General features: G+C 73.0%; 23 protein-coding genes and 1 pseudogene. 11 read left to right on the forward strand and 13 right to left on the reverse strand.

Annotated elements, in window-relative coordinates:
* The first annotated feature begins 425 nt into the window (after positions 1-425).
* Both WA762_RS27355 and WA762_RS27360 read left to right on the forward strand, forming a co-directional pair.
* On the forward strand, positions 426-689 hold the full coding sequence (locus WA762_RS27355; RefSeq protein WP_335939148.1) for a hypothetical protein: 264 nt from the start codon (positions 426-428) through the stop codon (positions 687-689).
* Positions 686-1,093, forward strand: a complete 408-nt coding sequence (locus tag WA762_RS27360) for a type II toxin-antitoxin system VapC family toxin (RefSeq protein WP_335939149.1) — start codon at positions 686-688, stop codon at positions 1,091-1,093. The genes WA762_RS27355 and WA762_RS27360 overlap by 4 nt, the downstream gene beginning before the upstream one ends.
* A 33-nt stretch (positions 1,094-1,126) precedes the next feature.
* Here WA762_RS27360 and WA762_RS27365 read toward each other — a convergent pair.
* From WA762_RS27365 to mca, 6 genes and pseudogenes are all read right to left on the reverse strand, one after another.
* Positions 1,127-1,287 (reverse strand): annotated as a pseudogene (locus WA762_RS27365) (DUF255 domain-containing protein); the annotation flags it as partial.
* 62 nt (positions 1,288-1,349) lie between these two features.
* Positions 1,350-2,609, reverse strand: coding sequence for a mannosyltransferase family protein (locus WA762_RS27370; RefSeq protein ID WP_443080688.1), 1,260 nt, complete (start codon positions 2,607-2,609; stop codon positions 1,350-1,352).
* A 130-nt stretch (positions 2,610-2,739) separates the two neighbouring features.
* Positions 2,740-3,240 (reverse strand): hypothetical protein, encoded by a 501-nt coding sequence (locus WA762_RS27375; protein WP_335939150.1) that lies wholly within the window; start codon positions 3,238-3,240, stop codon positions 2,740-2,742.
* On the reverse strand, positions 3,233-3,796 hold the full coding sequence (locus tag WA762_RS27380) for a SigE family RNA polymerase sigma factor (protein WP_443080690.1): 564 nt from the start codon (positions 3,794-3,796) through the stop codon (positions 3,233-3,235). The genes WA762_RS27375 and WA762_RS27380 overlap by 8 nt, the downstream gene beginning before the upstream one ends.
* A 780-nt stretch (positions 3,797-4,576) precedes the next feature.
* Positions 4,577-4,816: a hypothetical protein gene (locus WA762_RS27385; RefSeq protein WP_335939152.1), complete on the reverse strand. Its 240-nt coding sequence runs from the start codon at positions 4,814-4,816 to the stop codon at positions 4,577-4,579.
* A 1-nt stretch (position 4,817) separates the two neighbouring features.
* Entirely contained in the window at positions 4,818-5,699 is an 882-nt protein-coding gene (gene mca / locus WA762_RS27390) for a mycothiol conjugate amidase Mca (RefSeq protein WP_335939153.1), read from the reverse strand.
* Between the two features lie 171 nt (positions 5,700-5,870).
* Here mca and WA762_RS27395 point away from each other — a divergent pair, with 171 nt between their 5' ends.
* Both WA762_RS27395 and greA read left to right on the forward strand, forming a co-directional pair.
* Positions 5,871-6,287, forward strand: coding sequence for a DUF4307 domain-containing protein (locus tag WA762_RS27395; RefSeq protein WP_335939154.1), 417 nt, complete (start codon positions 5,871-5,873; stop codon positions 6,285-6,287).
* Positions 6,288-6,519: 232 nt separating this feature from the next.
* A complete protein-coding gene (greA, locus tag WA762_RS27400; RefSeq protein ID WP_335939155.1) occupies positions 6,520-7,017 on the forward strand; it encodes a transcription elongation factor GreA in 498 nt (165 codons plus the stop codon).
* A 247-nt stretch (positions 7,018-7,264) separates the two neighbouring features.
* On the opposite strand, the gene ilvA is transcribed toward greA, so the two are convergent.
* Positions 7,265-8,494 carry a threonine ammonia-lyase gene (gene ilvA / locus WA762_RS27405; protein ID WP_335939156.1) on the reverse strand — a complete coding sequence of 410 codons (1,230 nt, stop codon included), beginning with the start codon at positions 8,492-8,494 and terminating at the stop codon, positions 7,265-7,267.
* 155 nt (positions 8,495-8,649) lie between these two features.
* Between ilvA and WA762_RS27410 the strand changes: the two genes are divergently transcribed.
* From WA762_RS27410 to WA762_RS27420, 3 genes are all read left to right on the forward strand, one after another.
* Positions 8,650-9,180 carry a MarR family winged helix-turn-helix transcriptional regulator gene (locus WA762_RS27410; protein WP_335939157.1) on the forward strand — a complete coding sequence of 177 codons (531 nt, stop codon included), beginning with the start codon at positions 8,650-8,652 and terminating at the stop codon, positions 9,178-9,180.
* A gap of 76 nt (positions 9,181-9,256) precedes the next feature.
* The gene (locus WA762_RS27415; RefSeq protein WP_335939158.1) at positions 9,257-9,757 is read left to right on the forward strand and encodes a sigma factor-like helix-turn-helix DNA-binding protein; all 501 of its coding nucleotides are present in this window, start codon (positions 9,257-9,259) and stop codon (positions 9,755-9,757) included.
* Positions 9,754-10,002 (forward strand): hypothetical protein, encoded by a 249-nt coding sequence (locus WA762_RS27420; protein WP_335939159.1) that lies wholly within the window; start codon positions 9,754-9,756, stop codon positions 10,000-10,002. The genes WA762_RS27415 and WA762_RS27420 overlap by 4 nt, the downstream gene beginning before the upstream one ends.
* 313 nt (positions 10,003-10,315) lie before the next feature.
* On the opposite strand, the gene WA762_RS27425 is transcribed toward WA762_RS27420, so the two are convergent.
* Positions 10,316-11,461: a cystathionine gamma-synthase gene (locus tag WA762_RS27425; RefSeq protein WP_335939160.1), complete on the reverse strand. Its 1,146-nt coding sequence runs from the start codon at positions 11,459-11,461 to the stop codon at positions 10,316-10,318.
* A 68-nt stretch (positions 11,462-11,529) separates the two neighbouring features.
* Here WA762_RS27425 and WA762_RS27430 point away from each other — a divergent pair, with 68 nt between their 5' ends.
* The 4 genes from WA762_RS27430 (at position 11,530) to WA762_RS27445 (ending at position 17,321) form a co-directional block, all read left to right on the forward strand.
* Complete coding sequence (locus WA762_RS27430; RefSeq protein ID WP_335939161.1) at positions 11,530-12,633, forward strand: hypothetical protein; 1,104 nt, start codon at positions 11,530-11,532, stop codon at positions 12,631-12,633.
* Between the two features lie 221 nt (positions 12,634-12,854).
* The gene (locus tag WA762_RS27435) at positions 12,855-15,644 is read left to right on the forward strand and encodes a M48 family metallopeptidase (RefSeq protein ID WP_335939162.1); all 2,790 of its coding nucleotides are present in this window, start codon (positions 12,855-12,857) and stop codon (positions 15,642-15,644) included.
* Positions 15,645-15,755: 111 nt separating this feature from the next.
* Positions 15,756-16,421, forward strand: a complete 666-nt coding sequence (msrA, locus tag WA762_RS27440) for a peptide-methionine (S)-S-oxide reductase MsrA (protein WP_335939163.1) — start codon at positions 15,756-15,758, stop codon at positions 16,419-16,421.
* 129 nt (positions 16,422-16,550) lie between these two features.
* Positions 16,551-17,321 carry an HAD family hydrolase gene (locus tag WA762_RS27445; RefSeq protein WP_335939164.1) on the forward strand — a complete coding sequence of 257 codons (771 nt, stop codon included), beginning with the start codon at positions 16,551-16,553 and terminating at the stop codon, positions 17,319-17,321.
* 299 nt (positions 17,322-17,620) lie between these two features.
* Here WA762_RS27445 and gdhA read toward each other — a convergent pair whose 3' ends face one another.
* From gdhA to WA762_RS27470, 5 genes are all read right to left on the reverse strand, one after another.
* Complete coding sequence (gdhA, locus tag WA762_RS27450) at positions 17,621-19,000, reverse strand: NADP-specific glutamate dehydrogenase (RefSeq protein ID WP_335939166.1); 1,380 nt, start codon at positions 18,998-19,000, stop codon at positions 17,621-17,623.
* Positions 19,001-19,352: 352 nt separating this feature from the next.
* Positions 19,353-19,523, reverse strand: coding sequence for a hypothetical protein (locus tag WA762_RS27455; protein ID WP_335939168.1), 171 nt, complete (start codon positions 19,521-19,523; stop codon positions 19,353-19,355).
* 322 nt (positions 19,524-19,845) lie between these two features.
* Positions 19,846-20,529, reverse strand: a complete 684-nt coding sequence (locus WA762_RS27460; RefSeq protein ID WP_335939169.1) for an ABC transporter ATP-binding protein — start codon at positions 20,527-20,529, stop codon at positions 19,846-19,848.
* A 136-nt stretch (positions 20,530-20,665) separates the two neighbouring features.
* Positions 20,666-22,120 carry an ABC transporter permease gene (locus WA762_RS27465; RefSeq protein WP_335939171.1) on the reverse strand — a complete coding sequence of 485 codons (1,455 nt, stop codon included), beginning with the start codon at positions 22,118-22,120 and terminating at the stop codon, positions 20,666-20,668.
* Between the two features lie 168 nt (positions 22,121-22,288).
* The gene (locus tag WA762_RS27470; RefSeq protein WP_335939172.1) at positions 22,289-23,533 is read right to left on the reverse strand and encodes a L,D-transpeptidase; all 1,245 of its coding nucleotides are present in this window, start codon (positions 23,531-23,533) and stop codon (positions 22,289-22,291) included.
* Between the last annotated feature and the right edge of the window lie 498 nt (positions 23,534-24,031).

Raw genomic sequence — 24,031 nt, forward strand, 5'->3', positions numbered from 1 at the left:
GCAGAGCGTGGCTCGCCTGTTCGTAGTCCTCGGAATCGGATCCAGCGAGTCTGTACCTCCGTGCAAGGCAGTACGGTCAGGTGCAGGTTCATTCAGCCGGGCGGCAAGTTGCTCGACGGTGCCCTCTACCGCCGCAGCGGGGCGCAATCGCACAGCGGTGAACAGCTTCCACGCAGGGCGATACCTATTGCCTAAGTAAGCCAACTTTTGTCTAGAAAATTCTATTTCGTAACTCTCTCGGGAGTTGAAGGTTTGGTTGAGTCATGTCGGGCGGCGGTAAGTGGACGAACCGGTGTCGTCCCTCAGTAGGCGTCTGTCCCAGGTCGGGAAAGCCCGCCTGGGTTGAGTGCAGCTCCGGCCGTCGACCAGCTCACTGGGAAGCGACGAAGCCCTCCGTGTAATAGAGCTTGTCGTACACTCTGAACATGAAGCCGACCCGAGCCGGGACCACCGAGAACATCTCCGTGTCCATGCCCGTCGAGCTGGTCAGCGAGCTCCGCTCTCGAACCGGCCGCCGGGGACTGTCCAGCTACATCACCGAGGCTGTCAGACATCAGCTCGCCATGGACGGGCTCGCCGAGATCGTGACGGCCCACGAGGAAGTGCACGGCGCGCTCACTGAGCAGGAGATCGAAGCCGCCCGACGCGAGTTGTTCGGAGACGAGAACGCCGAGCGAGGCGCTGCGTGAAGGAGCAGCCGGCCCGATCACTGGTGCTCGACTCCGAGGCGCTCTCCCTGCTCCTGCGCAACGACCGCAAGATGGTGGCTCGTATCGAGGCATCGCGGCAGGTCGGGGTGTCCGTCCTCGTGTCTGCCCTGACCATCGTCGAAGCCGTGCACGGGAAGACGGATCTGGCGCGCTTGAAGTGGGTGCTATCCCGGCTGCGGGTGGAACCGGTCAGCCAGGAGGACTCCCTGACCGCGGTGAAGCTTCTTCTGGACGCAGGCGGGTTGCACGGACACAAGTACGCGATCGACGCCCTCGTCGCTGCGCTCGCGCTCCGCGTTCCAGCTCCCGTGATCGTGCTGACCTCCGACCGTGACGACTGGTCGAAGCTCTGTGGGACGCGCGTGATCATCAGGGACGTGTAGATACCGCCGACTACGGGGTTCGCGAGTTCACTGGCACCAGTGGCAGGAGCTGTACCCGACGCTCAGGAAAACACGGGCACGTCGCGCCGGCGCGCCTCCGCGAAGGCCGCGGGCTCCCACGGCCACCAGTCGACGGGATTGTCCGCGTGCTGGAGCAGGTACGGGGACGTGGCGTGCGCGAGTCGGTTGGCCATGGCCCCATCCTGTCGCACCCGGCGGAACGACGCGCCCACGCCACGGGACGGCGGCCGGGTGCTCAGCCGGCCCAGCGTCCGGAGAGGAAGGTGAGGGCGACGACGGTCATGAGGGGGGCCGCGATGGCGAGATAGGCGGTCTTGACGCGGGGCCGGCGCAGGCTCCAGGCGGCGAGACCCACCCACAGGGGCCACCACAGCAGGGTCGCCCGGGGGATGGAGGTGTACCAGTAGGAGGTGCCCAGGGCCCACAGGCTCAGCCCGATGTACGCGGCCTCCGGCCAGCGCCTGCGCCACAGCAGCAGGCCGCAGAGGGCGACGCCGACCAGCATGGCGAGCAGTTCGGCCTGGCTCATCAGGGCGTAACCGGTGGCCTGGGAGTGGCCGAAGGCGGCGTGCCAGGTGTTCGCCCAGGCTTCCCAGGGGGTGTGGAAGTCGCGGTACCAGCCGCGTTCCTCGGCGTGCTTCCAGGCCATCCAGTCGCCGGTGTGCGCGTGCAGGTACCAGCTGTACAGGAGCGGCGGGAGGGCGGGCAGGAAGAGCCAGGGGACGCGGCGCCAGTGGGCGGCGGTGCGGGCGGTGACCAGGAAGTGGACGGCGAGGGCGGCGGCGAGGAAGAGCCCGCTGACCCGGACGGTGGTGGCCAGGGCCGTCAGCAGGGCGGCGAGCGGCCAGTTGAGGCGTTGGGCGGCCAGCCAGGCGGGCAGGGCCAGGGCGAGGAAGAGCGCCTCGGTGTAACCGGCGGCGAGGAAGACCGCGCACGGGGAGAGCAGGAAGAACAGGGCCGCGCGGGACCCGGCCTCGTCCTGCGGCAGCCGGAGCCGGGCGATCCGGCCGAGGGCCAGCACGGCGACTCCCCCGGCGACGAAGGAGATCAGCGCGCCGGCCGCGGGCCAGCTCGGGACCACGGTGTGGACGGCCCGCAGCAGGAAGGGGAAGCCTGGGAAGAAGGCCTCCCGGTTGTCCCACTCGGACGTCCAGGGCCCGTTCCCGTCCGGGAAGTAGCCCTGCTGGGCTATGTGCAGATAGTGCCACCAGTCCCACCGCTGCCACGACGAGAAGAACGAGGCGGCGTGGTGGCTCTGGCCGTCGTCGGCGAACAGCCAGCGGGTGCAGTAGGCGACGGTCCAGATGCCCACCCGGGTCAGCAGGTAGAGCCAGAGCACCTCGCGGTCGGCGGGCGTGAGCCGCCGCAGGGGGCGGAGCAGCAGCCGGTCCAGGACGTTCGCGTCCGACGGCGGGACGGCGGCCGACGGCCCCGGGGCGGTCCCGGTCCGGGCGGGCGAAGGCTCACGCCTGCGGGAGAGGGAGGGGAGGGTCACTGCGAGTTCTCCGGGGTCGGGTCGGGACGGGCGAATCGGCTCGGATCGGGATCGGGGCCGGGGTCGGGCTCGGTCGGGGGCGGGACGGCGCGCCCTGAACCGTACGCGGAAGGCCGGGGCGGGAGAGGGCTCAGGGGCTGGAGAACGACGAGGACGAGACGGACGACGAGGAGGACGAGGAGGACCAGGAGGACGAGGAGGACCAGGAGGAGGCCGGCGGCAGTGTGGAGGAGGGCGGCGTTGTGGGCGGCGGGCTGGTGCTCCGGGTCGGAGCGCTCGGGCTGTCCGTGCCGCCGCGCCCGGGGAGCGGGTCTCCGGGCGGCGGCGAATCGCTCCGGCCCGGCGAGGGGGCGCCGGAGGACGGCGGGGAGGGCGGGGACGAGCGGCCGGGCAGCGGCGGCGTGGTGGCGGGGAGGGTGGCCCCGGCGCCGGCGGGCAGCAGCGCGGCGGCTGCCGCGCCCGCGCCGGAGACGGCCAGGCAGGCGCCGAGGGCGAGCGTCAGGACCCGGCGTCTGTGCACCCGCCTCCCGCGCGCGGTGATGACCGACGGCGGCACGGAACGGGCCCCGGCCCGGCCGATGTCGGCGGCCTCCCGGAACAGCGACCGCAACGGGTCGTGGGCTTCAGGCACGGGGCCCCTCCTCGGTGCGCGGATCCTGCAGACGGTGCGAGAGCGTGGCCCGGCCCCGGACCAGGTGCGTCTTGACGGTGCCGGCCGCCAGGCCGGTCTCCGCGGCGATCTGTTCGACAGTCAGGTCGCACACGTAGTGCAGGGCCAGTGTGCGGCGCTGCCTGAGCGGCAGATCGCGCAGCATCTCCACGAGGGCCACCGACTCCGGTCCGGGCGCCTCCGTGTGGGGCGGGGCGCCTCGGCGCCGCCAGGCGTCGGCCGTACGGCGTCGGCCCCGCCACCGGCTCACCGCCAGACGCCAGGCGACCGTACGGATCCATGCCTCGGGCCGCTCCTCGCGGTCGAGCTGACGCCGTCGGCTCCACCCTCTGACGAAAGCTTCCTGCACCACGTCCTGCGCCTCGTGCAGATCACCGAGCATCACGAACAACTGCCCCGTCAGCCGGGCGACCGTCTGCGCATAGAACTCTTCGAACTCCTCGACGGTCAACAAACAGCTCCTGGATCTCCTCGGTCTCACCGGGCATACGCCCGACGCCCCGGTTCCGGAGGACATCGACCGCGAAAAGGTCATGTGACAGTGGTCACAGGTCACGTCGTACGAGGGATACGAGGGAGGAGGGGCGGCGCGGAGGGGGGGGCGGACCGGCGGGCCCCCGGGACGTACTCGCCGGGACCGCCTGGACACCAGCCGGGACCGCCGGGAGCCAGGGGCCAGGGGCCAGGGCGAACGTACGCGTCAAGTCGCCCACGCGGGCAGGAGCTGTCGAAGGCGGGCACAGCGACGCCCGGCGCCGCAGCCGGCCCGATCACGGCTCCCGGGCCGTCCCGGCCGACCGTCCCGGACCGTCCCGATCCGGGCCGCGCGCGACGGCGAGACGTGAGAACGGGCGAGGAGGGAAGGGCGAGGGGCGAAGACTCGCGCCACGCCCACGCCCACGCCCAAGGAGACGGCCCGCGCGCCACGCCCACGCCCGGCAGACCGCCCGCAGTCGCACGTCACGCCCGGCAGACCGCCCGCGGCCGCCCAGCACGCCCGGGAGACGGCCCGCGGTCACGACGGCCGACGGTCACCGCGCCCGGCAGCACAGCGGCCCGCCCTGCCCACGGGATCACGGGATCACGGGATCAACGGGATCCACGGGCAGGACGGGCGCGCCGACGTCGCGATGGCCCGGCAGTCGGGGCGGAGCGGCGGCGGGGCAACGGAGCGTTCCCCCGCGCCCGCCCCCGCTGCCGCCGCCACGCCGATCGGCTCAGCAGGTTCCGCGTCCGCGTCCGCCGCCGCGCCGACCGGCTCGACGGTCTCCGCGTCCGCCGCCGCTCCGCTCGCGCGTTACTTCCGCTTCGCGGAGGCGGAGCCCGTCGCCATGGCGGCGTCGGCCGGAACCGAGGGGTCCGGCGCCTCCTCGAAGTCGACCCTGCCCATGTGCCGGTTCATGGACTTCATCAGCATCCACACGCCGACGGCCAGTGCCGCGAAGACGATGAAGCCGAGGACGCCGGGGGTCACCTTGTTCTTGTCGAACGGGTCGGCGAGCGTAACGAGGTCGGTCAGTGCCAGAGTCGCGTACATATCAGGCATTGTCGCGGATGCCCGCGAAGAGGTCGCTCTCGGGGAGGGAGGTGTCGACCAGAGACTTCGCCAACTCGTACTCCTCGGTGGGCCAGACCTCCTTCTGGATGTCCATCGGGACCCGGAACCAGCCGCCGTCGGGGTCGATCTGGGTGGCGTGCGCGATCAGCGCCTTGTCGCGGACCTCGAAGAAGTCCGCGCACGGGATATGGGTGGTCAGGGTGCGTTCCGCCCGCTCGAACTCCTTCCAGCGCTTGAGCCAGTCGCCGTACGGGGACTCCAGGCCGCGGGCCAGCAGCGCCTCGTGCAGCGCCACCGTGCGCGGCCGGTTGAAGCCCTGGTTGTAGTAGAGCTTCTGCGGCTGCCAGGCGGGGCCGAACTCCGACTCGGGGAAGGTCTCGGTGTCCGTCGCGCCTTCGAAGGCGATCATCGTGATCTTGTGGGTCATGATGTGGTCCGGGTGCGGGTACCCGCCGTTCTCGTCGTAGGTCGTGATGACCTGCGGCCGGAAGGCACGGATGCTGCGGACGAGCCGCCCGGCGGCCTTCTCCTCGTCCTCCAGCGCGAAACAGCCCTCCGGGAGCGGCGGCAGCGGGTCGCCCTCGGGCAGTCCGGAGTCGACGAAGCCGAGCCACTCCTGCCTGACGCCCAGGATCTCCCGGGCCTCGTCCATCTCCTTCCGGCGCACCTCGTGGATGTGCTCCTCGATGTACGCGTCCCCCTGGAGCTTCGGGTTGAGGATGGAGCCGCGCTCGCCGCCCGTGCAGGTCACGACCAGCACGTCCACCCCCTCGGACACGTACTTGGCCATCGTTGCCGCGCCCTTGCTCGACTCGTCGTCGGGGTGGGCGTGAACGGCCATCAATCGCAGCTGCTCAGTCAAAGCTCGTTCCTCAGTGATCGGCCGCGATTACGCGGTGTCGTCAACGTCAAACGTGGTGTCGTGCCCGCGGAACGTCGGCGCGGGGCGGTCGTCGGGCGGCGGTCCGGGGCTTCTATAGTGACCGAACCGGGGGGCGGAAAATTCCTCGGTCCCGGCACGGGAGGAACGATCATGACCGCGGTGCGCGACGCGCTTCCGGAGAACCGCTACGGCCGCTCCGCGGACGAGCGCGCCGACCGCAGGCTCCGGGTCGTCGGCGCGGTGCTCGGCGTCGCCCTCCTCGGCGTGGTCGGCTGGATCGGCTACGACTACATCGCCGGGCAGCAGATCAGCGCCGAGGTGATCAAGCGCAAGGTCGTCTCGGACGAGCAGGTGGACGTGCACCTGGAGGTGCGCAAGGACGCGGACGCCAAGGGCTACTGCACGCTCCGCGCCCGGCACGAGGACGGCAGGGAGGTCGCCCGCAAGGACTTCCGCTTCGACGACCGCGCGGACCGGGTGGACCGCATCGTGTCGCTGCGCACCACCGCGCGGGCGACGGCCGTCGAGCTGATGGGCTGCACCGCGGACGACGGCGCGGCGCACTGAGACGCACTGAGACGAGTGCGGCGCCCGGCGCCACGCCCGCGCCACTGACCCGCCGTACAGCGACACCGGGCGGGCCGCATCGCCGCTGACCTGCGCGGACGCGGTCCTGATGGTTTACCTGCTCCCCCTTTTCCCCGTGAATTGTTAGGCTCGTGGTTTCGCCCACCCGTAGAGGCACATGCTTACGGGTAGGGCGATGCTTTGTATTCCCAGTACCGACGAGGAGCACCCTGTGACCCAGACCAGCGAAAACGTCACCTGGCTCACGCAGGAGGCGTACAACCAGCTCAAGGCCGAGCTGGAGTACCTCTCTGGTCCCGCGCGCGCGGAAATCTCCGTAAAGATCGCGGCGGCCCGTGAGGAGGGTGACCTCCGGGAGAACGGCGGGTACCACGCGGCGAAGGAGGAGCAGGGCAAGATGGAGCTGCGGGTGCGCCAGCTCACCCAGCTCCTGGAGCACGCGAAGGTCGGCGAGGCCCCCGCCGACGACGGCGTGGTCGAGCCCGGCATGGTGGTCACCATCGCGTTCGACGGCGACCCGGACGACACCCTGACCTTCCTTCTCGCCTCCCGCGAGTACGCGAGCTCGGACATCGAGACGTACTCCCCGCAGTCGCCGCTCGGCACCGGCGTCAACGGCAAGCGCCGGGGCGACGTGGCCGAGTACGAGCTGCCGAACGGCAGGATGGCCAGCGTGAAGATCCTCGAGGCGAAGCCCTACACCGGCTGACCCCACGGCACGCACCGACGACGCGCGGGTGCCGCCGGCCCGGACGGGACCGGCGGCACCCGCGCGTCGCGGCCCCGTAGCCGGGCGGTTCGTCGAGGAGTCGCGGCTCATCGCCGGGAACAGACCGTCCCGGATCATCGCGACCCGTACCCGGGCGGATCGTCGCGGATCGTGGCCGGGACGGACCGTCCCTTGGACGGCGTCGGCCGGCCCCGGACGGGCTCGGCCGCTCTCAGTCATGACGCTCTCAGTCCATGACCAGGTAGCCCGCCTCGCGCAGCGCCGCCGAGACCTCCTCGCAGTGCTCGGGGCCCTTGGTCTCCAGCTGGAGTTCCACCTCGACCTCGGTCAGTCCGAGCCGGGGGTCGGTCCGCACATGACCGATGTCGAGCACATTGGCGTCGGCCACCGAGAGGACTCCCAGCAGCGTGGCCAGCGCGCCGGGGCGGTCGGACAGCCGCAGCCGCAGGCTCAGATAGCGGCCGGCCGCCACCATGCCGTGGGTCAGCACGCGCTGCATCAGCAACGGGTCCACGTTGCCGCCCGACAGCAGCGCCACCACCGGCCCGCGGAACGCCCCCGGGTCGCTCAGCAGCGCCGCGACCGGGCTGGCGCCGGCCGGCTCCACCACCAGCTTCGCCCGTTCCAGGCAGAGCAGCAGTGCGCTGGACAGCTCGTCCTCGGAGACCGTGCGGACCTCGTCGACCAGTTCCCGGACGATCTCGAACGGGACGTCGCCGGGCCGCCCCACCTTGATGCCGTCCGCCATCGTGTTCAGCGGACCGACCGACACCGGGTGCCCGGCGGCCAGCGACGGCGGGTAGCCGGCCGCGCCCGCCGCCTGCACGCCCACGATCCGCACGTCGGGCCGCAGCGCCTTCACCGCCAGCGCGACGCCCGCGATCAGTCCGCCGCCGCCGACCCCGACGACGATCGTGCGCACCTCGGGGCACTGTTCGAGGATCTCCAGGCCGACCGTGCCCTGCCCGGCGATGATGTCGGGGTGGTCGAAGGGGTGGATGAAGACCGCGCCGGTCTCCCGCGCGTACTCCCGCGCCGCGTCCAGCGACTCGTCGACGACCTGGCCGCGCAGCCGCACCCGGGCCCCGTAGCTCCGGGTGGCGGCCACCTTCGGCAGGGGCGCGCCGACCGGCATGAAGACCGTGGACCGCACGCCGAGCAGCGAGGAGGCGAGCGCGACGCCCTGCGCGTGGTTCCCGGCGCTGGCGGCGACCACCCCGGCCGCCCGCTCCACCGGGGACAGGCCGGCGATCCGCACATAGGCACCGCGCAGCTTGAACGAACCGGTCCGCTGGAGGTTCTCGCACTTGAGGTGGACCGGGGCGCCGACCAGCTCCGTCAGATGACGGCTGCCTTCCATGGGGGTCGTCCTGGCCACGCCGGAGAGCATCTTCTGCGCCCCCCGGACGTCGTCGAGGATGAGCGGGGGATGGTGACCGGGCGTGCGGAAGTCCATACGGCAAGTCTCGCAGCCCGACGGGTGTGCGAGCGCCGCCCGCGGTCCGGTCCCGCGCGATGTCCGCGGGTTTGTGCGGCACTGGCACGCGTTGCCCCGGGGCCGCGTACTCTGTCCCCCACCCACCCGACACCGCACGAAGAGAGCTCCCGGCCATGCCCCCTCAGGACATGACGACAGCTGCGTCTCCTTCCGGGGGCGCCGCTCCCGAACCCACGGAATCCGAGCGTGTGCTCGACGCGCTCCAGCACCAGGTCGCGGTGTTCGCCCGCCGTGCCGAGCAGACGCGTCTCGGCGGCGTCGGGCAGGTGCGCAACTCCATGGACCGGGCCGCCTATCTGCTGCTCAACCGGCTGGACCAGGAGGGGCCGATGGGCGTCAAGGCCCTGGCCGCGGGCATGGGGATCGACTCCTCGACCGTGACCCGGCAGGTCGCGCCGCTGGTCGACACGGGCCTGGTCAAGCGCACCTCGCACCCGGAGGACGGCCGGGCCGTGGTGCTCCAGCTGTCCCCGCGCGGCCAGGCCCGGCTGGACGAGGTCCGCGGCTCCCGGCGCGAGCTGATGACGCAGGTCACGGCCGACTGGACGGCCGAGGAGCGCGAGACGTTCTGCACGCTGCTCACCCGGTTCAACGCGGCGCTCGCCGCCCGCCAGGCCGCGCACCAGGCGCCCCCGGCCGGATAGCCCCGCGGGGGCCGGGCGGACCGGGGCCGTGCACGCCTCTTGACCCGGGGCTCCGGCAGCGGCTCGGATGTGCCCTGTGCGAGAGCGCCGAACGGACCGCGAGCGGCACCGCGCCCAGGACTTCGAGACCTTCGTGGCGGGCGCGGCCGGCCGCCTGCTGCACACGGCCACGCTGCTCACCGCCGAACCCCTGCACCCGCCCGGCGCGAACCCGCGCGCCGTGCGGATGCTCACGGCGGCGCTGGCGCGCACGTACGCCCGGTGGGAGGAGCTGCGCGGCGAGGACCCGTACGACCGCACCCGGCGGGAGCTCGCCGTCCGCTTCGCCCGCGAGGTCTGGCGCCACCGCCGGCCGTGCGGCGGCCCGCTGGACCCGCTGACCCCGCAGGAGCGCCTGGTGCTCGTGCTCCGCCTGTACGAGGGGGTCGCGGAGGAGCAGGCCGCGGCGCTGCTGGGGCTTCCGGAAGAACGGCTCCGGGTGGTCTGCACGCGCGCGGTGGCCGTCCTGCGCGGCGCCCGCCGCCCCGGTTCCCGGTGGCTGTCGTCGCCGAGGCGTCCGGCGAAGGCCGTGTCATGAGCCGCGGCGGCGACAAGGAGGACGAGGTCCGGCGGATGCTGGAGGGTCCGCATCCGCGGGTGCCCGCCGATCTGGCGCGGCGGGCCGTCGAACGCGGCGGCGGACTGCGGCGCCGGCGTCGCCTCGCCCGCCGGCTGCTGCTGGTCCTGGTGCTCGCGGCGGCGGCCGCGTTCACGGTGTGGGCGGTGACGGCGCAGCCGTGGCGGACGCCGCCCGCCACGACGACCCCGGCGGGCGGCTGGTGAGGGCGGGTCCGGGGGACCGTACGGCACGGGGCTCCGGTCCGGGGCGGACGACCAGGGCCGGGGTGGGTTTCCGGGGCCGGGATGGGCGTGCCGGGGCCGATGCCGGTGTCCGGGGAGTCGGGACGGGTGTCCGGGCCCCCGGCGGGCCACCGCGCCCCGGGCGGCCCACTGGATTCCGGTGTCCGCCCGGGCCGGCCGATGCTCACCCGAGGCCCGCCCGGGGCACGGCCGACGCCCGCCCGGGGGGCCTGTCCACGGCCCGCCCGGGGGCACGGCCGTGCGTCCGCCCCGGACGTGCCCCCGGCCGGTTCCGTCAGCCGAGCGCCTGGGTCAGATCCGCGATCAGGTCGTCGGCGGACTCGATGCCGACGGACAGCCGGACGAGATCGGCCGGGACCTCCAGCGGGGAGCCCGCCGCCGAGGCGTGCGTCATCCGGCCCGGGTGCTCCACCAGGGACTCGACGCCGCCCAGCGACTCGCCGAGGGTGAACAGCTCGGCCCGGTCGCAGACCCGGACCGCCGCCTCCTCGCCGCCCTCGACCCGGAACGACACCATGCCGCCGAACGCCTTCATCTGCTTGGCGGCGACCTCGTGCCCCGGGTGCTCGGGCAGCCCCGGGTAGAGGACCTGGGTGACCTTGGGGTGGCGGGTCAGCAGGTCCGCGATCTTCGTGGCGTTCTCGCTGTGCCGGTCCATGCGGACCGCGAGCGTCTTGATGCCGCGCAGCACCAGCCACGCGTCGAACGGCCCGGCCACCGCGCCCATCGCGTTCTGGTGGTACGCCAGTTCCTCGGCCAGCCCGGCGTCACCGGTGATCAGCGCGCCGCCGACGACGTCGGAGTGGCCGCCCATGTACTTGGTGGTGGAGTGCACCACCACGTCGGCGCCCAGGGCGAGCGGCTGCTGGAGGTAGGGGCTGGCGAAGGTGTTGTCGACGACCAGCCGCGCACCGGCCGAGCGGGCCACGTCGGCGACCGCGGCGATGTCGGTGATGCCGAGCAGCGGGTTGGACGGGGTCTCCACCCAGATCGCCTTGGTGCGGGGGGTGATCGCCGCCCGTACCGCCGACGCGTCCGAGGTGTCGGCCACCGAGAACTCCACGCCCCACCGCGAGACGACCTTCGCGAACAGCCGGAAGGTGCCGCCGTAGGCGTCGTTCGGGATGACCACGTGGTCGCCGGGGGTGAGCAGGGTGCGGAGCAGGCAGTCCTCGGCGGCGAGGCCGGAGGCGAAGGCCAGGCCTCGGCGGCCGCCCTCCAGGGCCGCGAGGTTGTCCTCCAGGGCGGTGCGGGTCGGGTTGGCGCTGCGGCTGTACTCGTAGCCGCCGCGCAGGCCGCCCACGCCGTCCTGCTTGTACGTGGACACCTGGTAGATGGGCGGGACGACGGCGCCGGTGAGGGGATCGGCGGTGTTCCCCGCGTGGATCGCGAGAGTCTCGAAGCTGTGCTGGTCGCTCATGGGGCCCGAGCGTAGTTCGTCGCGAGGGTGCTCAGCGGGCTACTCGGCCGTCCGGTGACAATGGGGGCATGGAGATTCTCTGGTTCCTGATCGCGCTGTGCATGCTCGCCGCGGTCATCGGCCCCTTCGTGCTGCGCCGCCGCGGCGGAATCCGCCAGGTCGCGCCCGGTTCGCCGGACGCCGCCGACCCGGCCGCCTACGGCTTCGCGCGTCAGGAGGAGCTGGACATCCGGCTGCCGGGGCCGGATCAGGATCTCCTGGACGTGCTCGACCTGGTGCAGCGTTCCCAGGACTGGCGGGCGGCCTCGCAGTTGCTGGCCGGCACGCCCAAGGAGGGCGAGCTGCGCTGGCAGCGGGTGCAGGCGTTCGCGGGCGCCGCCTCGCTGGAGCTGGCGGCGCGGCCCGGCGTCGGCGGGGCCTGGCTGCGCGCCTGGCGGGCGGAGGCGCCGAAGGACGCGGGCGGGGCGGCGGTGCACGCCGAGTTCCTGGTGCAGCAGGCGTGGCGTTCGTCGACCGCGGGGTCGGACGACTTCCGGATCATCCTGGAGGAGGCCCGCACGGTCTGCGGCGAGGCCGCGCCGCTGGCGCCCGGCGACCCCGTCCCGTACATCGTCGAACTGGCCGTCGCGCGTGGACTCGGGTACTCCCCCGAGGAGTTCGACCGGCTGTGGGCGAAGGTGATCGACCGCGCCCCGGCCCACCTGGGCGCGCACCTCGCGGCGCTGCACTACTGGTGCGAGAAGTGGCACGGCTCCCGTGAGGCGGCCGACCGCTTCGCCACCACGGCCGCCGCCCGCGCCCCGCGGGGCTCGCTGCTCGCGGCGCTGCCGCTCTTCGCGGTGTACGAGCACCTGCCCGAGGTCAACCTGGTGCAGGGCTTCTACCGGAGCGCGGTGGTGACCAGGGCGGTGGAGGGCGCCCTGTTCGCGGTGCACGCGGCCCGCCCGGACGACCCGATGCTCGCCCATGTGCGCCACCTGCTGGTCTTCTTCCTGGTCCGGATGGAGCGCTGGGCGGAGGCGATGAACCAGATCGTCCACGTCGACGGCCATGTGGGCGCGCTGCCCTGGACCCAGGAGACGGACCCGGCCGCCGCGTACACGGTCCACCGGGCGCTGGCGGTCGCGGGATACGAGGCGAACGGCGGCAGCCCGGCGACGCTGCCGCGCTAGGGGGTGTCTTCGAACTGCCCCCTGCTGTACGGGCGTTCACGCCCCGACTCCCGTTCCGCGTACGGACGATGGCCGGGACCGGGGCGAGTTCGCCCCGGCCCCGGCCGCCCGCATATCGCGTTGCCGCGCCCGCCCGCGGGACGACATACTCCGATTCCCCACGCGCACCACGACCGCCACGGTCGCCGCCGACCTCCGTTCCCGTGGGGGGGATCCGTCCGATGCTCCCGACTCTGCGCGCCTTCCGCGCCGTTGCCCTGCTCGCCGGCTTCTACGCGCTGGGCCTCCTTCTGCTCGCGGTCCTCTGCGTCGTCGACTGGGCCGTGTTCCGCTGGGCGTGGCTTCCCGTAGCCGCGCTGTTCCTCGTCCGCTCCTCCGTGCCCGCGTTCTCGATCGTGCGCGGCACGTTCCTGCGCGACACGTGCACGCCGGACCGCGACGACGTACGCGGGCTGCGCGTCGACGACGCCCAACAGCCCCGGCTCTGGGCCCTGGTCCGCGACCTCGCCGACCGGGCCGGCGCCCGCGCGCCCGACGACCTCGTGCTCACCGGCGGGGTGGGCGCCGAGGCCACCGAGCACACCCGGCTCCTCGGCCTGGTCGCCGGGCGCCGCCGGCTCTCCGTCGGCGTACCGCTGTTGCTCGGAACGTCCGAGGCCCGGCTGCGTTTCGTGCTCGCGTACGAGATGAGCCGCTGCGCCCGTTCCGACACCCGTCTCGCCGCGGTCGCCGCCCTCGCCCGGGACCGGGCGGCCCGCGCCGTCGCCCACTTCCGGGAGCAGTCGGAGAAGGCCGTCGCCAGGGAGCGGGAACGCCAGGAGGAGAAAGCCGCGAAGGCGCGCGCCAGGGGCAGGAGGGCCAGGAGGATCGACCCGGGCCACGCCGGCGCCTCGTACCGCTTCCTGGCGGGGCGGTACGAGAGGTACGAGCGTTTCTGCGGGCGCGTCACGACGTCCGACACCGACCGCGCGGAGTCCGCCGCCGACGTCGCCGCCGCGCGGATCGCCGGCCGGGACGTGAGCGCGTGCGCGCTGCGCGAGCTCCGGGCCCTCCGCCACGCGCACGCGGAGTACCTGGAGTCGTACGCCCTGATCGGCGACGAGATCGGGCTGCTGCCCCCGCCCGGCGAGGTCCTCGGCGGCCTCCGGCACATGCTGGACGCGCGCGGGGACGTGCTCGACGACCCGTACTACTCCGCGCCGCCCGGAACGGGGACCCCTTACGAGCATGGGTCGTTCACGGAGCGCATCGCCCGGATCGAGGCGCTGCCGGACGACGGGCGCGGGCCGGCGCCGGCGGCGCCGGCCATGGACCTGCTCGTCGACGCCGAGCGCACACTGGCCGCGGTCGAGGAGCGGGTGCTGGCACCGGAGCTGCTGCGACTGCGCCGGGTCGACTGGCCGGAGCTGCTGCACGACTCGACGGTGGCGCGCGAGGAGTCGCTGGCGCGGTACCTGGTCAGGGCGGTCGCCGCGGTGACCGGCGGCGACGGCTCGGTGGCCGAGGCGCTCGACGCCGTGGACGCGGGCGCGCAGTGGCGGATCGCCGACCGCCTCCACACGTCCGACGAGGCCCGGCGGGCGACCGGCCGGGTGGCCCGCGCGTTCGCCGGGCACTGGCTCCACCTCGTGCTGTGGAAACTGGCCGAGGCCGAGTACGTACGGCAGGGGCGCGCCCGCTGGCGGCTTCCCTGGACCGACGACGAGGCGTTCCTGGAGCTGCCGCCGGGCCACGCGGAGCTGTTCCCGGCGGCGCTGGACGCGGCGGCGGCGGACGTCCCCGACACCGGGCCGCTGCGCGCCCTGCTCGATCCTGACCTCCGCCCCCTCCCCCGCACCGGGCTTCCCGGCGCCGGACTTCCCCGCACCGGCCCGGAGCTCTCCGCGACGACACCCCGGCCACTCCCGTCGGCGACCGCTCTGCGCGCGTGCCTCCGGGCGCGCGAGTACCTCTGGCCGAAGGTCCGAACGAGGGCGCGGAGGACGCCGTCGTGGACCGGCCCCGGGAACGCCCCCGGCCCGCACGACGAGGAGTTCCGCGCCAGGGAGATCCCCGGCAGGAGGCTCCCCGCCGCAGAAGTCCGCGACGAGGAGGTCCGCATCGCCCTCCGCGCCGGCGACTGGCGGGCGGGCGCCGCCTTCCTCCGCAAGGCGGGCCGGGACCGGCAGGAACGTCTCCGGCGTGCCGCCGTCCTCCAGGACGAGGCCGCGGCCGACGACGCCTGGCTGCTGGTCTGGCGCGCCGAACGTCCCGGGGACGCGGGCGCGGCCCTCGTGCACGCCGGCGCGCTGACCGGCGTCGCGGCGCGGGTGCACGGCACGCGTCCGACGCAGGACCCCACGTGGGAGCAGTCCTCCGTCTTCCGCCGGGTGATGGCCGGGGCCCGCGAGGCGTGCCGCGAGGCCCAGGCGCTGGCGGGCGACGACCCGTGCCCGTACGTCGCCGAGATCCCCTGCGCCCTCGCCCTCGGCTACGACCGGGCCGAGTGCCGTGCCCTGTGGGCGAAGATCGTCGTGCGCGGCGGGGCCCACCTCGCGGCCCACGACACGGCGCTCCGGTACTGGGGCCACCACTGGGCCGGCTCGTACCGGCAGGCCGGGTACCTCGCGCGGGAGGCGGCGAGGCGGAGCAGCCCCGGCCGGCTGCTCACGCTGCTCCCGCTGTACGCCGCGTTCAAGGAGGAGCGGAGCAGCCCGGAGACGGACCCGGACGAGTACTACAAGGCCCCGGAACTGATCGCCGCGGCCGACGCCTGCCTGGCCGACGTGGCCGCTGCCGCGGCGGCCGGCCGCGAGGACCGGCGGCTGGTCCGGGCCCGCCACCTGCTCGCCTGGACGCTGTACTGGCAGGACCGGTACGCGGAGGCGATGGAGCAGTTCCGCCTGATCGACTGCCCCGCCGCCGACGACGTCCCGTCGCCGTACGCCCCGTGGTCGTACTCCACGTCTCCGAAGACCTTCTTCACCACATGCCACGAGTACAGCGCCCTGAGGGTCGGGGAGGACTCCTGACCGCGCCCGGCCGCCCGGCTGTGCCGGGGCGGCCGTGCCGGGGCGGCCGGAATCTCCGGCGGCCCCGGCGCGTTGTACCGACCGGAAATTCCAGCCCCGGAGGAGCCCCGCATGTTTCTGTACCGCCGCACCCCGCAGCTCCCCACCCCCGAGGAGGCCCTGAAGGGCCGCCCCGAGCCCGCGTTCGCCGTCCCGGACCGCCACACGGTCCTCGGCAATCCGCTGCTGGGCCCGTACCCGGAGGGCCTGGAGGTCGCGGACTTCGCGCTGGGCTGCTTCTGGGGCGCCGAGCGCAAGTTCTGGCAGACGGACGGCGTCTGGACCACGCTCGTCGGCTACCAGGGCGGTTACACGCAGAACCCCACGTACGAGGAGGTCTGCTCGGGCCTCACCGGCCACACCGAGGCCGTCCGCGTCGTCTTCGACCCGGAGACCGTCTCGTACGCCGAGCTGCTGAGGCTGTTCTGGGAGTCCCACGACCCGACCCAGGGCTTCCGCCAGGGCAACGACGTCGGCACGCAGTACCGCTCGGCGATCCACACCCACTCCCCCGAGCAGGCGGCGGCCGCCGAGTCCTCCCGCGAGGCGTACCAGCGGGTGCTCACCGGCTCCGGCTACGGCGAAATCACCACCGAGATCCTCCCCGCCGAGGGCCGCCCGCTGTGGCCGGCCGAGGCGCCCCACCAGCAGTACCTGGACAAGAACCCGGCGGGCTACTGCGGCATCGGCGGCACGGGCGTCTCCTGCCCGGTGGGGGTCGCTCCCGCCGGGGAGTGAGCGGGCCCGGGACCCTCGCGCGGACGGCCTCCGGGACAGCCGCGGCCGCGGGGCGCGCCCGGTGGCCGGGGCGGGTTCCGCCCCTGGTGGGGGCGTTCCGGCCGCCGGGGCGCTGGATATCATCCGACGATGTACAGCACTCGCGCTCGCACCCTGGTCTTCGACATCGACGGCACGCTCTGCTTCGACGGGCGGACGATCGACGACCGGATCCGCACGGCCATCAGTGAATGCGAACGCACCGGCTTCGACGTGGTCTTCGCGTCCGCCCGCCCGGTCAGGGACCTCCTGCCCGTGCTCGACGGGGACTTTCCGTCCGCCACGCTGATCGGCGGGAACGGCAGCCTGGTCTCGGTAGGCGGCCGGGTCCGGGCCCGGGCCGCCTTCGACCCCGCCGGGCTCGCGGCGCTGCTGGACGCGGTCGAACGGTACGAGGCGGCCTATCTCGCGGACGGCCCCTGGGACTACGCCTACACGGGCCCCGCCGACCATCCGATCATGAGCCGGGTCGACCAGGGCGGCCTCGCGCGGCCGGTGGAACTCTCGGCGCTCCCCGAGGTCGTGAAGTTCCTGGTCGTCGGCGCGTCGGACATGGCCGGACTCGCCGACGCGGGACGGCGGTTGGGGCTGATGGTCAACCACCACCTCGACGAGGCGATCATCGACTTCGCGCCGGGTTCGACGACGAAGTGGGAGGCCCTGACGGGGGCGGGGATCGGGGAGTACATCGCGTTCGGCAACGACATCAACGACGTCGACCTGCTGCGGAACGCCGAGCGCGCCGTCCGCGTCGGCGCGCACCCGAGCCTGGACGGCGTCGCCCAGGTCACCGTCGCGGCCGACCCGGAGGCCGTCGCGGCCGAGATCACGCTGCTGGCCGGGGCGGTGACGGGCGGCTGACGGGCGGCTGACGGGCCGCCGACGGCGTCGAGCGGCCGGCCGTGCCGCGTCCGGCCCATGGCGTGTCCGTCCGGCCCACGCGTACCAGGCCGGCCCAGGGGGCGCGCCCGGCCGGCCGAGGGGGCGCGCCCGGCCGGCCCAGGGTGTGCGCCCGGCCGGCCCAGGGTGTGCGCCCGGCCGGCCCAGGGTGTGCGCCCGGCCGGCCGAGGGTGTGCTTCCCGGCCCGGCTGCCGAGGGGCGGCCGGGCCGGACCACGGGGGGCGTCGTCGGGGCGCCGCGTCACCGGGCGAGGGGCCGGATCAGATGAGTCCCTGCGCCAGCATCGCGTCCGCGACCAGCTCGAAGCCGGCGATGTTGGCGCCGACCACGTAGTTGCCGGGGCTGCCGTAACGCTCGGCGGTCTCGTAGCAGCTGTCGTGGATGTGGCGCATGATCGCCGCGAGGCGCTCCTCGGTGTGGGCGAAGGTCCACGAGTCGCGCGAGGCGTTCTGCTGCATCTCCAGGGCGCTGGTGGCCACCCCGCCCGCGTTCGCGGCCTTGCCGGGGGCGAACGCGACGCCCGCCTCCTGGAGGACGCGTACGGCCTCCGGCGTGGTGGGCATGTTGGCGCCCTCCGCGACCGCCTTCACGCCGTTGCGGACCAGGGCGACGGCGTCGGCCTCGTGCAGTTCGTTCTGGGTGGCGCAGGGCAGGGCCACGTCACAGGGGACGTTCCAGACGCCGGTGCCGGGGACGTACTGGGCGTGCTCGCCCCTGCGCGCGGCATACTCGGAGACCCGGCCCCGGCCCGCCTCCTTGATCTCCTTGAGCAGGGCGAGGTCGACGCCCTTCTCGTCCACGACGTAACCGTCGGAGTCCGAGCAGGTCACGACGGTCGCGCCCAGCTGCTGGGCCTTCTCGATCGCGTAGATCGCGACGTTTCCGGAGCCCGAGACGACGACGCGCTGGCCGTCGAGGGACTCGCCCCGGCTGCGGAGCATCTCGGCGGTGAAGAGCACACAGCCGTAGCCGGTCGCCTCGGTGCGCGCCTGGGCGCCGCCCCAGCCCAGGCCCTTTCCGGTGAGGACGCCGGACTCGTAGCGGTTGGTGATCCGCTTGTACTGGCCGAAGAGGTAGCCGATCTCCCGGCCGCCGACGCCGATGTCACCGGCGGGGACGTCGGTGTACTCGCCGAGGTGGCGGTGGAGCTCGGTCATGAACGACTGGCAGAACCGCATGATCTCGGCGTCGGAACGGCCCTTCGGGTCGAAGTCCGCGCCGCCCTTGCCGCCGCCGATGGGCATGCCGGTGAGCGCGTTCTTGAAGATCTGCTCGAAGCCGAGGAACTTCACGATGCCCAGGTTGACCGAGGGGTGGAAGCGCAGGCCGCCCTTGTACGGGCCGAGCGAGCTGTTGAACTCGACCCGGAAGCCGCGGTTGACGTGGATGTCCCCGGAGTCGTCCGACCACGGCACGCGGAAGATGAGCTGGCGCTCCGGCTCGCAGACCCGCTCGACGATCCGGGCATCGACGAACTCGGGCCGCTTCACGAGGACCGGGCCGAGGGTCTCCAGCACCTCCCGCACCGCCTGGTGGAACTCCTTCTCGCCCTGGTTGCGGCGGAGGACCTCCGCGTACAGCGGCTCGATGACACGGCTCTCGGTGGCGTGGGGGGTGACGGATTCAGGGGTGGTCCGCATCTGATCAAGACCTTCCATGGGTCGGCGTCGCGCGCGAAGGTGCCCCGTCCCGGGGACACCAGCGGTCCCCCTCCCCATTGAGGGCGTCGCCCAGACATCGCACGCTTCGGCGGCTCACGGAGGCGACGTACAGAACCGTTGTGGCACATCGATTGTCCCAGCGCTTCCGCCGACGTCCACCACCGCATCCACATAGTGGTCCCGGCGCGACCGGAACCCACCCCAGAATTAACCAAAAAACCGACATTTCGCCACGGCATCCGGCTCGGGCACAGCATCCCGTCCGGCCATCCGGGCCGGTCGCGGCGTCCCGTCCGGGGCACTCCGGCCGGTGCCTGCCGCGGCGTCCGGCTCAGGCGTCCCCGCGGTCGCGCAGCATCCACAGGCCGGTGCCGGAGCCGAGCACGACCAGTCCGGAGGCGATGCTCAGCACCAGGTGCGTGCTCTCCTCCGGCACGCCGAAGCTCGCGAACACATTGGCGGCGAGCGCGGCGACGAGAACGATCCAGAGCAGCGACTTCATTGGTGGTTCCTCCGTGGTCGGGGGTCGGTCGGCGACGTCTTCATCCTCACGGCCCGGGACGGTCCGCCACGAGGGACCGGTCACCCGAAGTCATGGTGCAGCCAGCTCCACCATGCCCGACCCCATCCCGACCGGCTCCACCGGGGCACGGCTGCGGGGGATCACGGGGAACGCCGAAGGCGGCGGCGCCGCGAATCGGGGGATCCGGATGCCGCCGCCTTCGTGCGTGCGGGATGTGGGGGACGCGGGATGCGGGATGCGGCGTTCGGTGCGGCCGGTGCCGGTGGGCCGGACGGACCGACCGGCCCGGGGCGCCGCGGGGTCAGGCCGCCGCGTTCTCCGTGAGGGTGACCCGGCCCCTGCGGATGGTGGCCAGCCGCGGCGCCCGCCGGGCGAGGGCGGTGTCGTGCGTGACCATGATGAAGGTCAGGCCCTGCTCCTTCCACATGGCCTCCAGCACCTCCATGACCTCGTCGCGCATCGACTCGTCGAGGTTGCCGGTGGGTTCGTCGGCGAGGAGCACCTTCGGCTGCTTGACCAGGGCCCGGGCGATCGCCACGCGCTGCTGCTGGCCCCCGGACATCTCGCTGGGCACATGGCCGAGCCGTTCGCCGAGTCCGACGGAGTCGAGGGCCTCGGCGGCCCGCCGACGGCGTTCGGCCGCCTTGACGCCCAGCGGCACGAGCGCGGTCTCGACGTTCTCCTGGGCGGTGAGCGTGGGAATGAGGTTGAAGCCCTGGAAGACGAAGCCGATGTTCTGCGCCCTCACCTCGGTGAGCCGGGCCTCGCTGAGCTTCGCGAGGTCGACGCCGTCGAGTTCGACGCTGCCGCTCGTGGGACGGTCGAGGCCGCCGAGCATCTGGAGCAGGGTGGACTTGCCGCCGCCGGTGGGGCCCTGGATGACCAGCCGCCCGCCGTCCTCGATGGTCAGATCGACGCCGACGAGCGCGTCGACGGTGGCCTTGCCCCGCGTATAGCGCTTGGTGACGTCTTTGAGTGTGTACATGGATCAGCTCCCGCTGGAACGCAAGGGGTGAGGGTGGGGTGAGGTGAGGGTGGGGTGAGGGTGGAACGAGGTGGGGTGAGGCAGGGGTGGGGAGGATGGGCCGGGTCCGGGCCGGGCGGAGGGGTTCGAACAGGGGCTACTCGACGCGGCGCAGGGCATCGGCGGGGCGCAGCCGGGAGGCCCGCCAGCCGCCGAACGCGCCGGCGACCAGTCCGCCCGCCACGGCCAGGCCGACGGCGGTGAGGATCACGGTGAGCGAGACGGGCGCGGTCAGTGCGACGTCCAGCGTCCTGGAGGCGCCGGGGCCGCCCGGTCCGCCCATGAACCGGCCACCGCCCATGCCGCCGCCCATGCCGCCTCCCGAGTGGCCGCCGAGCTGGGCGGTGAGGGTGGGGCTGACGGCCGTCACGGCGTACGCGCCCGCGAGGCCGAGGGCGATGCCGAGCACGCCGCCCAGCAGGCCGTTCACGAGGGCCTCGCCGACGACCTGGCGGGTGACCCGGCCGCTCCGCCAGCCCAGCGCCTTGAGGGTGCCGAACTCCCGTACCCGGCGGCTGACCGCCGAGGAGGTGAGCAGGCCGGCCACCAGGAAGGCGGCGGCCAGGACGACGATGGACAGCCACTTGCCGACGCCGGAGGCCAGGTCGGAGGCGGTGGAGAGGGAGCCGGAGACGGTGTCGGCGAGGTCGGCGGAGGTGGTGACGGTGGTGCCGGGGACCTTCTGCTGGACGGCCGCCTTGACCTGGTCGATCCGCTGGGAGTCCGCCGCCTTCACATAGACGGTGGTGACCTTGTCCTCGGAGTCGGAGAGCGTCTGTGCCCGCTTCAGCGGGATGTAGAGATTGGCGGCCGCGTCGCCGCTGTCGGCGGCCGCGATCCCGATGATCGTGAACTTGGTGCCGTGGACGGTCACGGTCTTGCCGACGGCGAGCTTCTTCTCCTTGGCGTACGCGGAGTCCACGACGGCGACCGCGGCGTCGGTCTCGGTGGCCTTGAACGTCCGGCCGTCGGTGATCTTCGAGGAGGTCAGCGGGCCCATGGCCTGCTCGGTGACGTCGGTGCCGTACACGGAGAAGGAGTCGACGCCGAAGGAGGCGCCGCCGCCCCTGATCTCGCCCTGCGGCGGGGCGCCGCCGCCGGGGCCGCCCTGGGCGGTGCCGCCGCGCTGCTGGAACTCGCCGCGCCTGAACTGGCCGTCGACCTTCATGACGTTCAGGCTGAGCCCGCCGACCGCGCCCTTGACCCCCTCCTGGCCGCGGATCGTGCCGACGACGGAGGAGTCCAGCGTCTGGAAGCCCTGGACCATGACCCGGTCGCTGCTCTGCGTCGAGTCGTCGTCGTCGGCCTTGGCGCCGAACTCGAACTTGGGGCGCCCGTCGCCGGAGCCCGGCGCGGCGGCGGCCTTGGTGACCGTCATGTCCGTGCCGAGGCCGTAGAGCGATTCCAGGACCTTGTCCTGGGCCTTGCCCATGCCGGAGGAGACGGAGCTGACGACGATGACCAGGGCGATGCCCAGGGCCAGGCCCGAGGCGACGACCAGCGCCGCCTTTCTGCGGCGGCGGAGTTCGCGCCGAAGGTAGGTGAAGAACATGGCGCGAGGCTATGGGCGGCTCGTGATGGCGGGTTAAGGCCATGATGAGACCGGGATGAGAACGCCCGCGCACGCCGAAGGCGGCGGCGCCGCGGACCGGGAGGGTCCGGGTGCCGCCGCCTTCGTACGGGGATCGGTGCCGCGGAGGGGGAGAAGCGGTCGCGTCCGTCAGAGCGCGGAGCCGGACTTCCACTCCGTCCAGTTCATGTTCCAGCCGTTGAGGCCGTTGTCCGGGGTGATGGTCTTGTCCGGGGAGTTCTTGACGATGACCACGTCGCCGATGAGCGAGTTGTCGTAGAACCAGGCGCCGGGCTGGCCCGCGTCGCCCGCGCCCTTCACGTCGGCCAGGCCGACGCAGCCGTGGCTGGTGTTGGCGCTGCCGAAGATCGACCGCGCGCCCCAGTAGTTGCCGTGGATGAAGGTGCCGGAGGTGGACAGCCGCATGGCGTGCGGGACGTCCTTGATGTCGTACTCGCCGCCGAAGCCGACGGTGTCACCGTTCATCCGGGTCTCCTTGTACTTCTCGGAGATCACCATCTGCCCGTTGTACGTGGGGTTGGTGGAGGAACCGGCGGATATCGGGATGGTCTTGACCGTCTTGCCGTCGCGGGTGACGGTCATGGTGTGCGCGGCGGCGTCGACCGTGGAGACCTGGTTGCGGCCGACCTTGAAGGTGACGGTCTTCTGCTGCACGCCGTAGACGCCGTCCGCGCCCTCGACGCCGTCGAGGTTCAGCTTCAGCGTGACGGTGGAGCCGCTCTGCCAGTAGTTCTCGGGGCGCAGGTCGAGGCGCTGGTTGTTGAACCAGTGGCCGACGACCTCCTGGCCGCTGCTGGAGGTGACGGTGACGCCGGCCTGGACGGCCTTCCGGTCCGTGATCGGCTTGTTGAAGTTGATCGACACCGGCATGCCCACGCCGACGGTGGAGCCGTCCTCGGGGGTGAAGTTGCCGATGAAGCTGTTGTCGGGCGACACGGTGGTGAAGGAGGTGTTCTCGTGCGCCTCGCGGCCCTTGGCGTCCTTGGCCGTCGCGCTGATCTTGTACGTGGTCGAGCGCTCCAGCTGGGCGTCCGGCTGCCAGCTCTTGCCGTCGGCGGCGAGCGTGCCCTTGACCGCCTGGCCGGTCGACGTGGCCATGGTGACCTGGGTCAGCGTGCCCTTGGCGACGGTGACCCTGGCGGCGTTGTTGATGCTCGCGTTGGTCGCGCCGTCCTTGGGCGCGATGGATATCTGCGCCTCCGACGCGTCCTGGGCCGCCGCCTTGTCGACCTCGGCCGTCTGCGACTTCTTGGATCCGTCACCGTTCGCCGTGCCGCCGTTGCAGGCCGTGAGCGCCAGTACTCCACCGAGCAGTGCGGACGCGGCCATCAGGCCCTTGCGCCGCTTGCTGTCCGTCATCACACGCTTCTCCATCGTTGCCGATTCCCCAAAAACCCCGAGCGGAGCCGCCGACGACCGGCGAAACCCGTCAACATTCCGAGAACCCCTTGAAGGGGTTCTCCGTTCCACATCCGCGAAAGATGTGGGGAACAACACGATCGACGCGTCCCGGTCGGCGATGGTTCCCCGGCGCCCGCCGCTGTTGCGGGACCGGTACACGACGCGGTCCCGGTCCGGTCCGGATCCGGGAATCCGGGTCCGGGGCCCGGCCCCGTTCCTGAATCCTGGTCCGGATCCGGCTCCCGGAAACCAGGGCCGGCCGGCGCCGGGGCCGGAGGCGGTTCCCTGCGGGGCCGGGGCCCGCGCCCGGTCGGTCCGGAGTCCGAGGCGGTTCCGTCGAGGAAGGCGGGCCGGGGGCGGGGCGCTCGGCACCCGTTGGGCCGCGCTCACCACCGGTCCCGGCCGCCCGTCGGGGCCGCCGGCCGATGAAGCCGCTCGCGCCGCGAGTCCGTCGCCGTCCCTCCCATTGTG

Origin of the sequence: Streptomyces tyrfis (assembly GCF_037034285.1) — a bacterium.
GTDB lineage: Bacteria > Actinomycetota > Actinomycetes > Streptomycetales > Streptomycetaceae > Streptomyces.

Excerpts from the sequence above, each read along its gene's own strand:
- msrA (WP_335939163.1), top strand. The coding sequence starts at position 15,756 with ATGTTTCTGTACCGCCGCACCCCGCAGCTCCCCACCCCCGAGGAGGCC.
- WA762_RS27420 (WP_335939159.1), top strand. The coding sequence starts at position 9,754 with ATGAGCCGCGGCGGCGACAAGGAGGACGAGGTCCGGCGGATGCTGGAG.
- WA762_RS27380 (WP_443080690.1), bottom strand. The coding sequence starts at position 3,796 with ATGTCCTCCGGAACCGGGGCGTCGGGCGTATGCCCGGTGAGACCGAGG.
- WA762_RS27460 (WP_335939169.1), bottom strand. The coding sequence starts at position 20,529 with ATGTACACACTCAAAGACGTCACCAAGCGCTATACGCGGGGCAAGGCC.
- WA762_RS27355 (WP_335939148.1), top strand. The coding sequence starts at position 426 with ATGAAGCCGACCCGAGCCGGGACCACCGAGAACATCTCCGTGTCCATG.
- WA762_RS27410 (WP_335939157.1), top strand. The coding sequence starts at position 8,650 with ATGCCCCCTCAGGACATGACGACAGCTGCGTCTCCTTCCGGGGGCGCC.
- gdhA (WP_335939166.1), bottom strand. The coding sequence starts at position 19,000 with ATGCGGACCACCCCTGAATCCGTCACCCCCCACGCCACCGAGAGCCGT.
- WA762_RS27465 (WP_335939171.1), bottom strand. The coding sequence starts at position 22,120 with ATGTTCTTCACCTACCTTCGGCGCGAACTCCGCCGCCGCAGAAAGGCG.
- ilvA (WP_335939156.1), bottom strand. The coding sequence starts at position 8,494 with ATGGACTTCCGCACGCCCGGTCACCATCCCCCGCTCATCCTCGACGAC.
- WA762_RS27385 (WP_335939152.1), bottom strand. The coding sequence starts at position 4,816 with ATGTACGCGACTCTGGCACTGACCGACCTCGTTACGCTCGCCGACCCG.
- WA762_RS27470 (WP_335939172.1), bottom strand. The coding sequence starts at position 23,533 with ATGGAGAAGCGTGTGATGACGGACAGCAAGCGGCGCAAGGGCCTGATG.
- WA762_RS27395 (WP_335939154.1), top strand. The coding sequence starts at position 5,871 with ATGACCGCGGTGCGCGACGCGCTTCCGGAGAACCGCTACGGCCGCTCC.
- WA762_RS27430 (WP_335939161.1), top strand. The coding sequence starts at position 11,530 with ATGGAGATTCTCTGGTTCCTGATCGCGCTGTGCATGCTCGCCGCGGTC.
- WA762_RS27435 (WP_335939162.1), top strand. The coding sequence starts at position 12,855 with ATGCTCCCGACTCTGCGCGCCTTCCGCGCCGTTGCCCTGCTCGCCGGC.
- WA762_RS27425 (WP_335939160.1), bottom strand. The coding sequence starts at position 11,461 with ATGAGCGACCAGCACAGCTTCGAGACTCTCGCGATCCACGCGGGGAAC.
- WA762_RS27455 (WP_335939168.1), bottom strand. The coding sequence starts at position 19,523 with ATGAAGTCGCTGCTCTGGATCGTTCTCGTCGCCGCGCTCGCCGCCAAT.
- WA762_RS27445 (WP_335939164.1), top strand. The coding sequence starts at position 16,551 with ATGTACAGCACTCGCGCTCGCACCCTGGTCTTCGACATCGACGGCACG.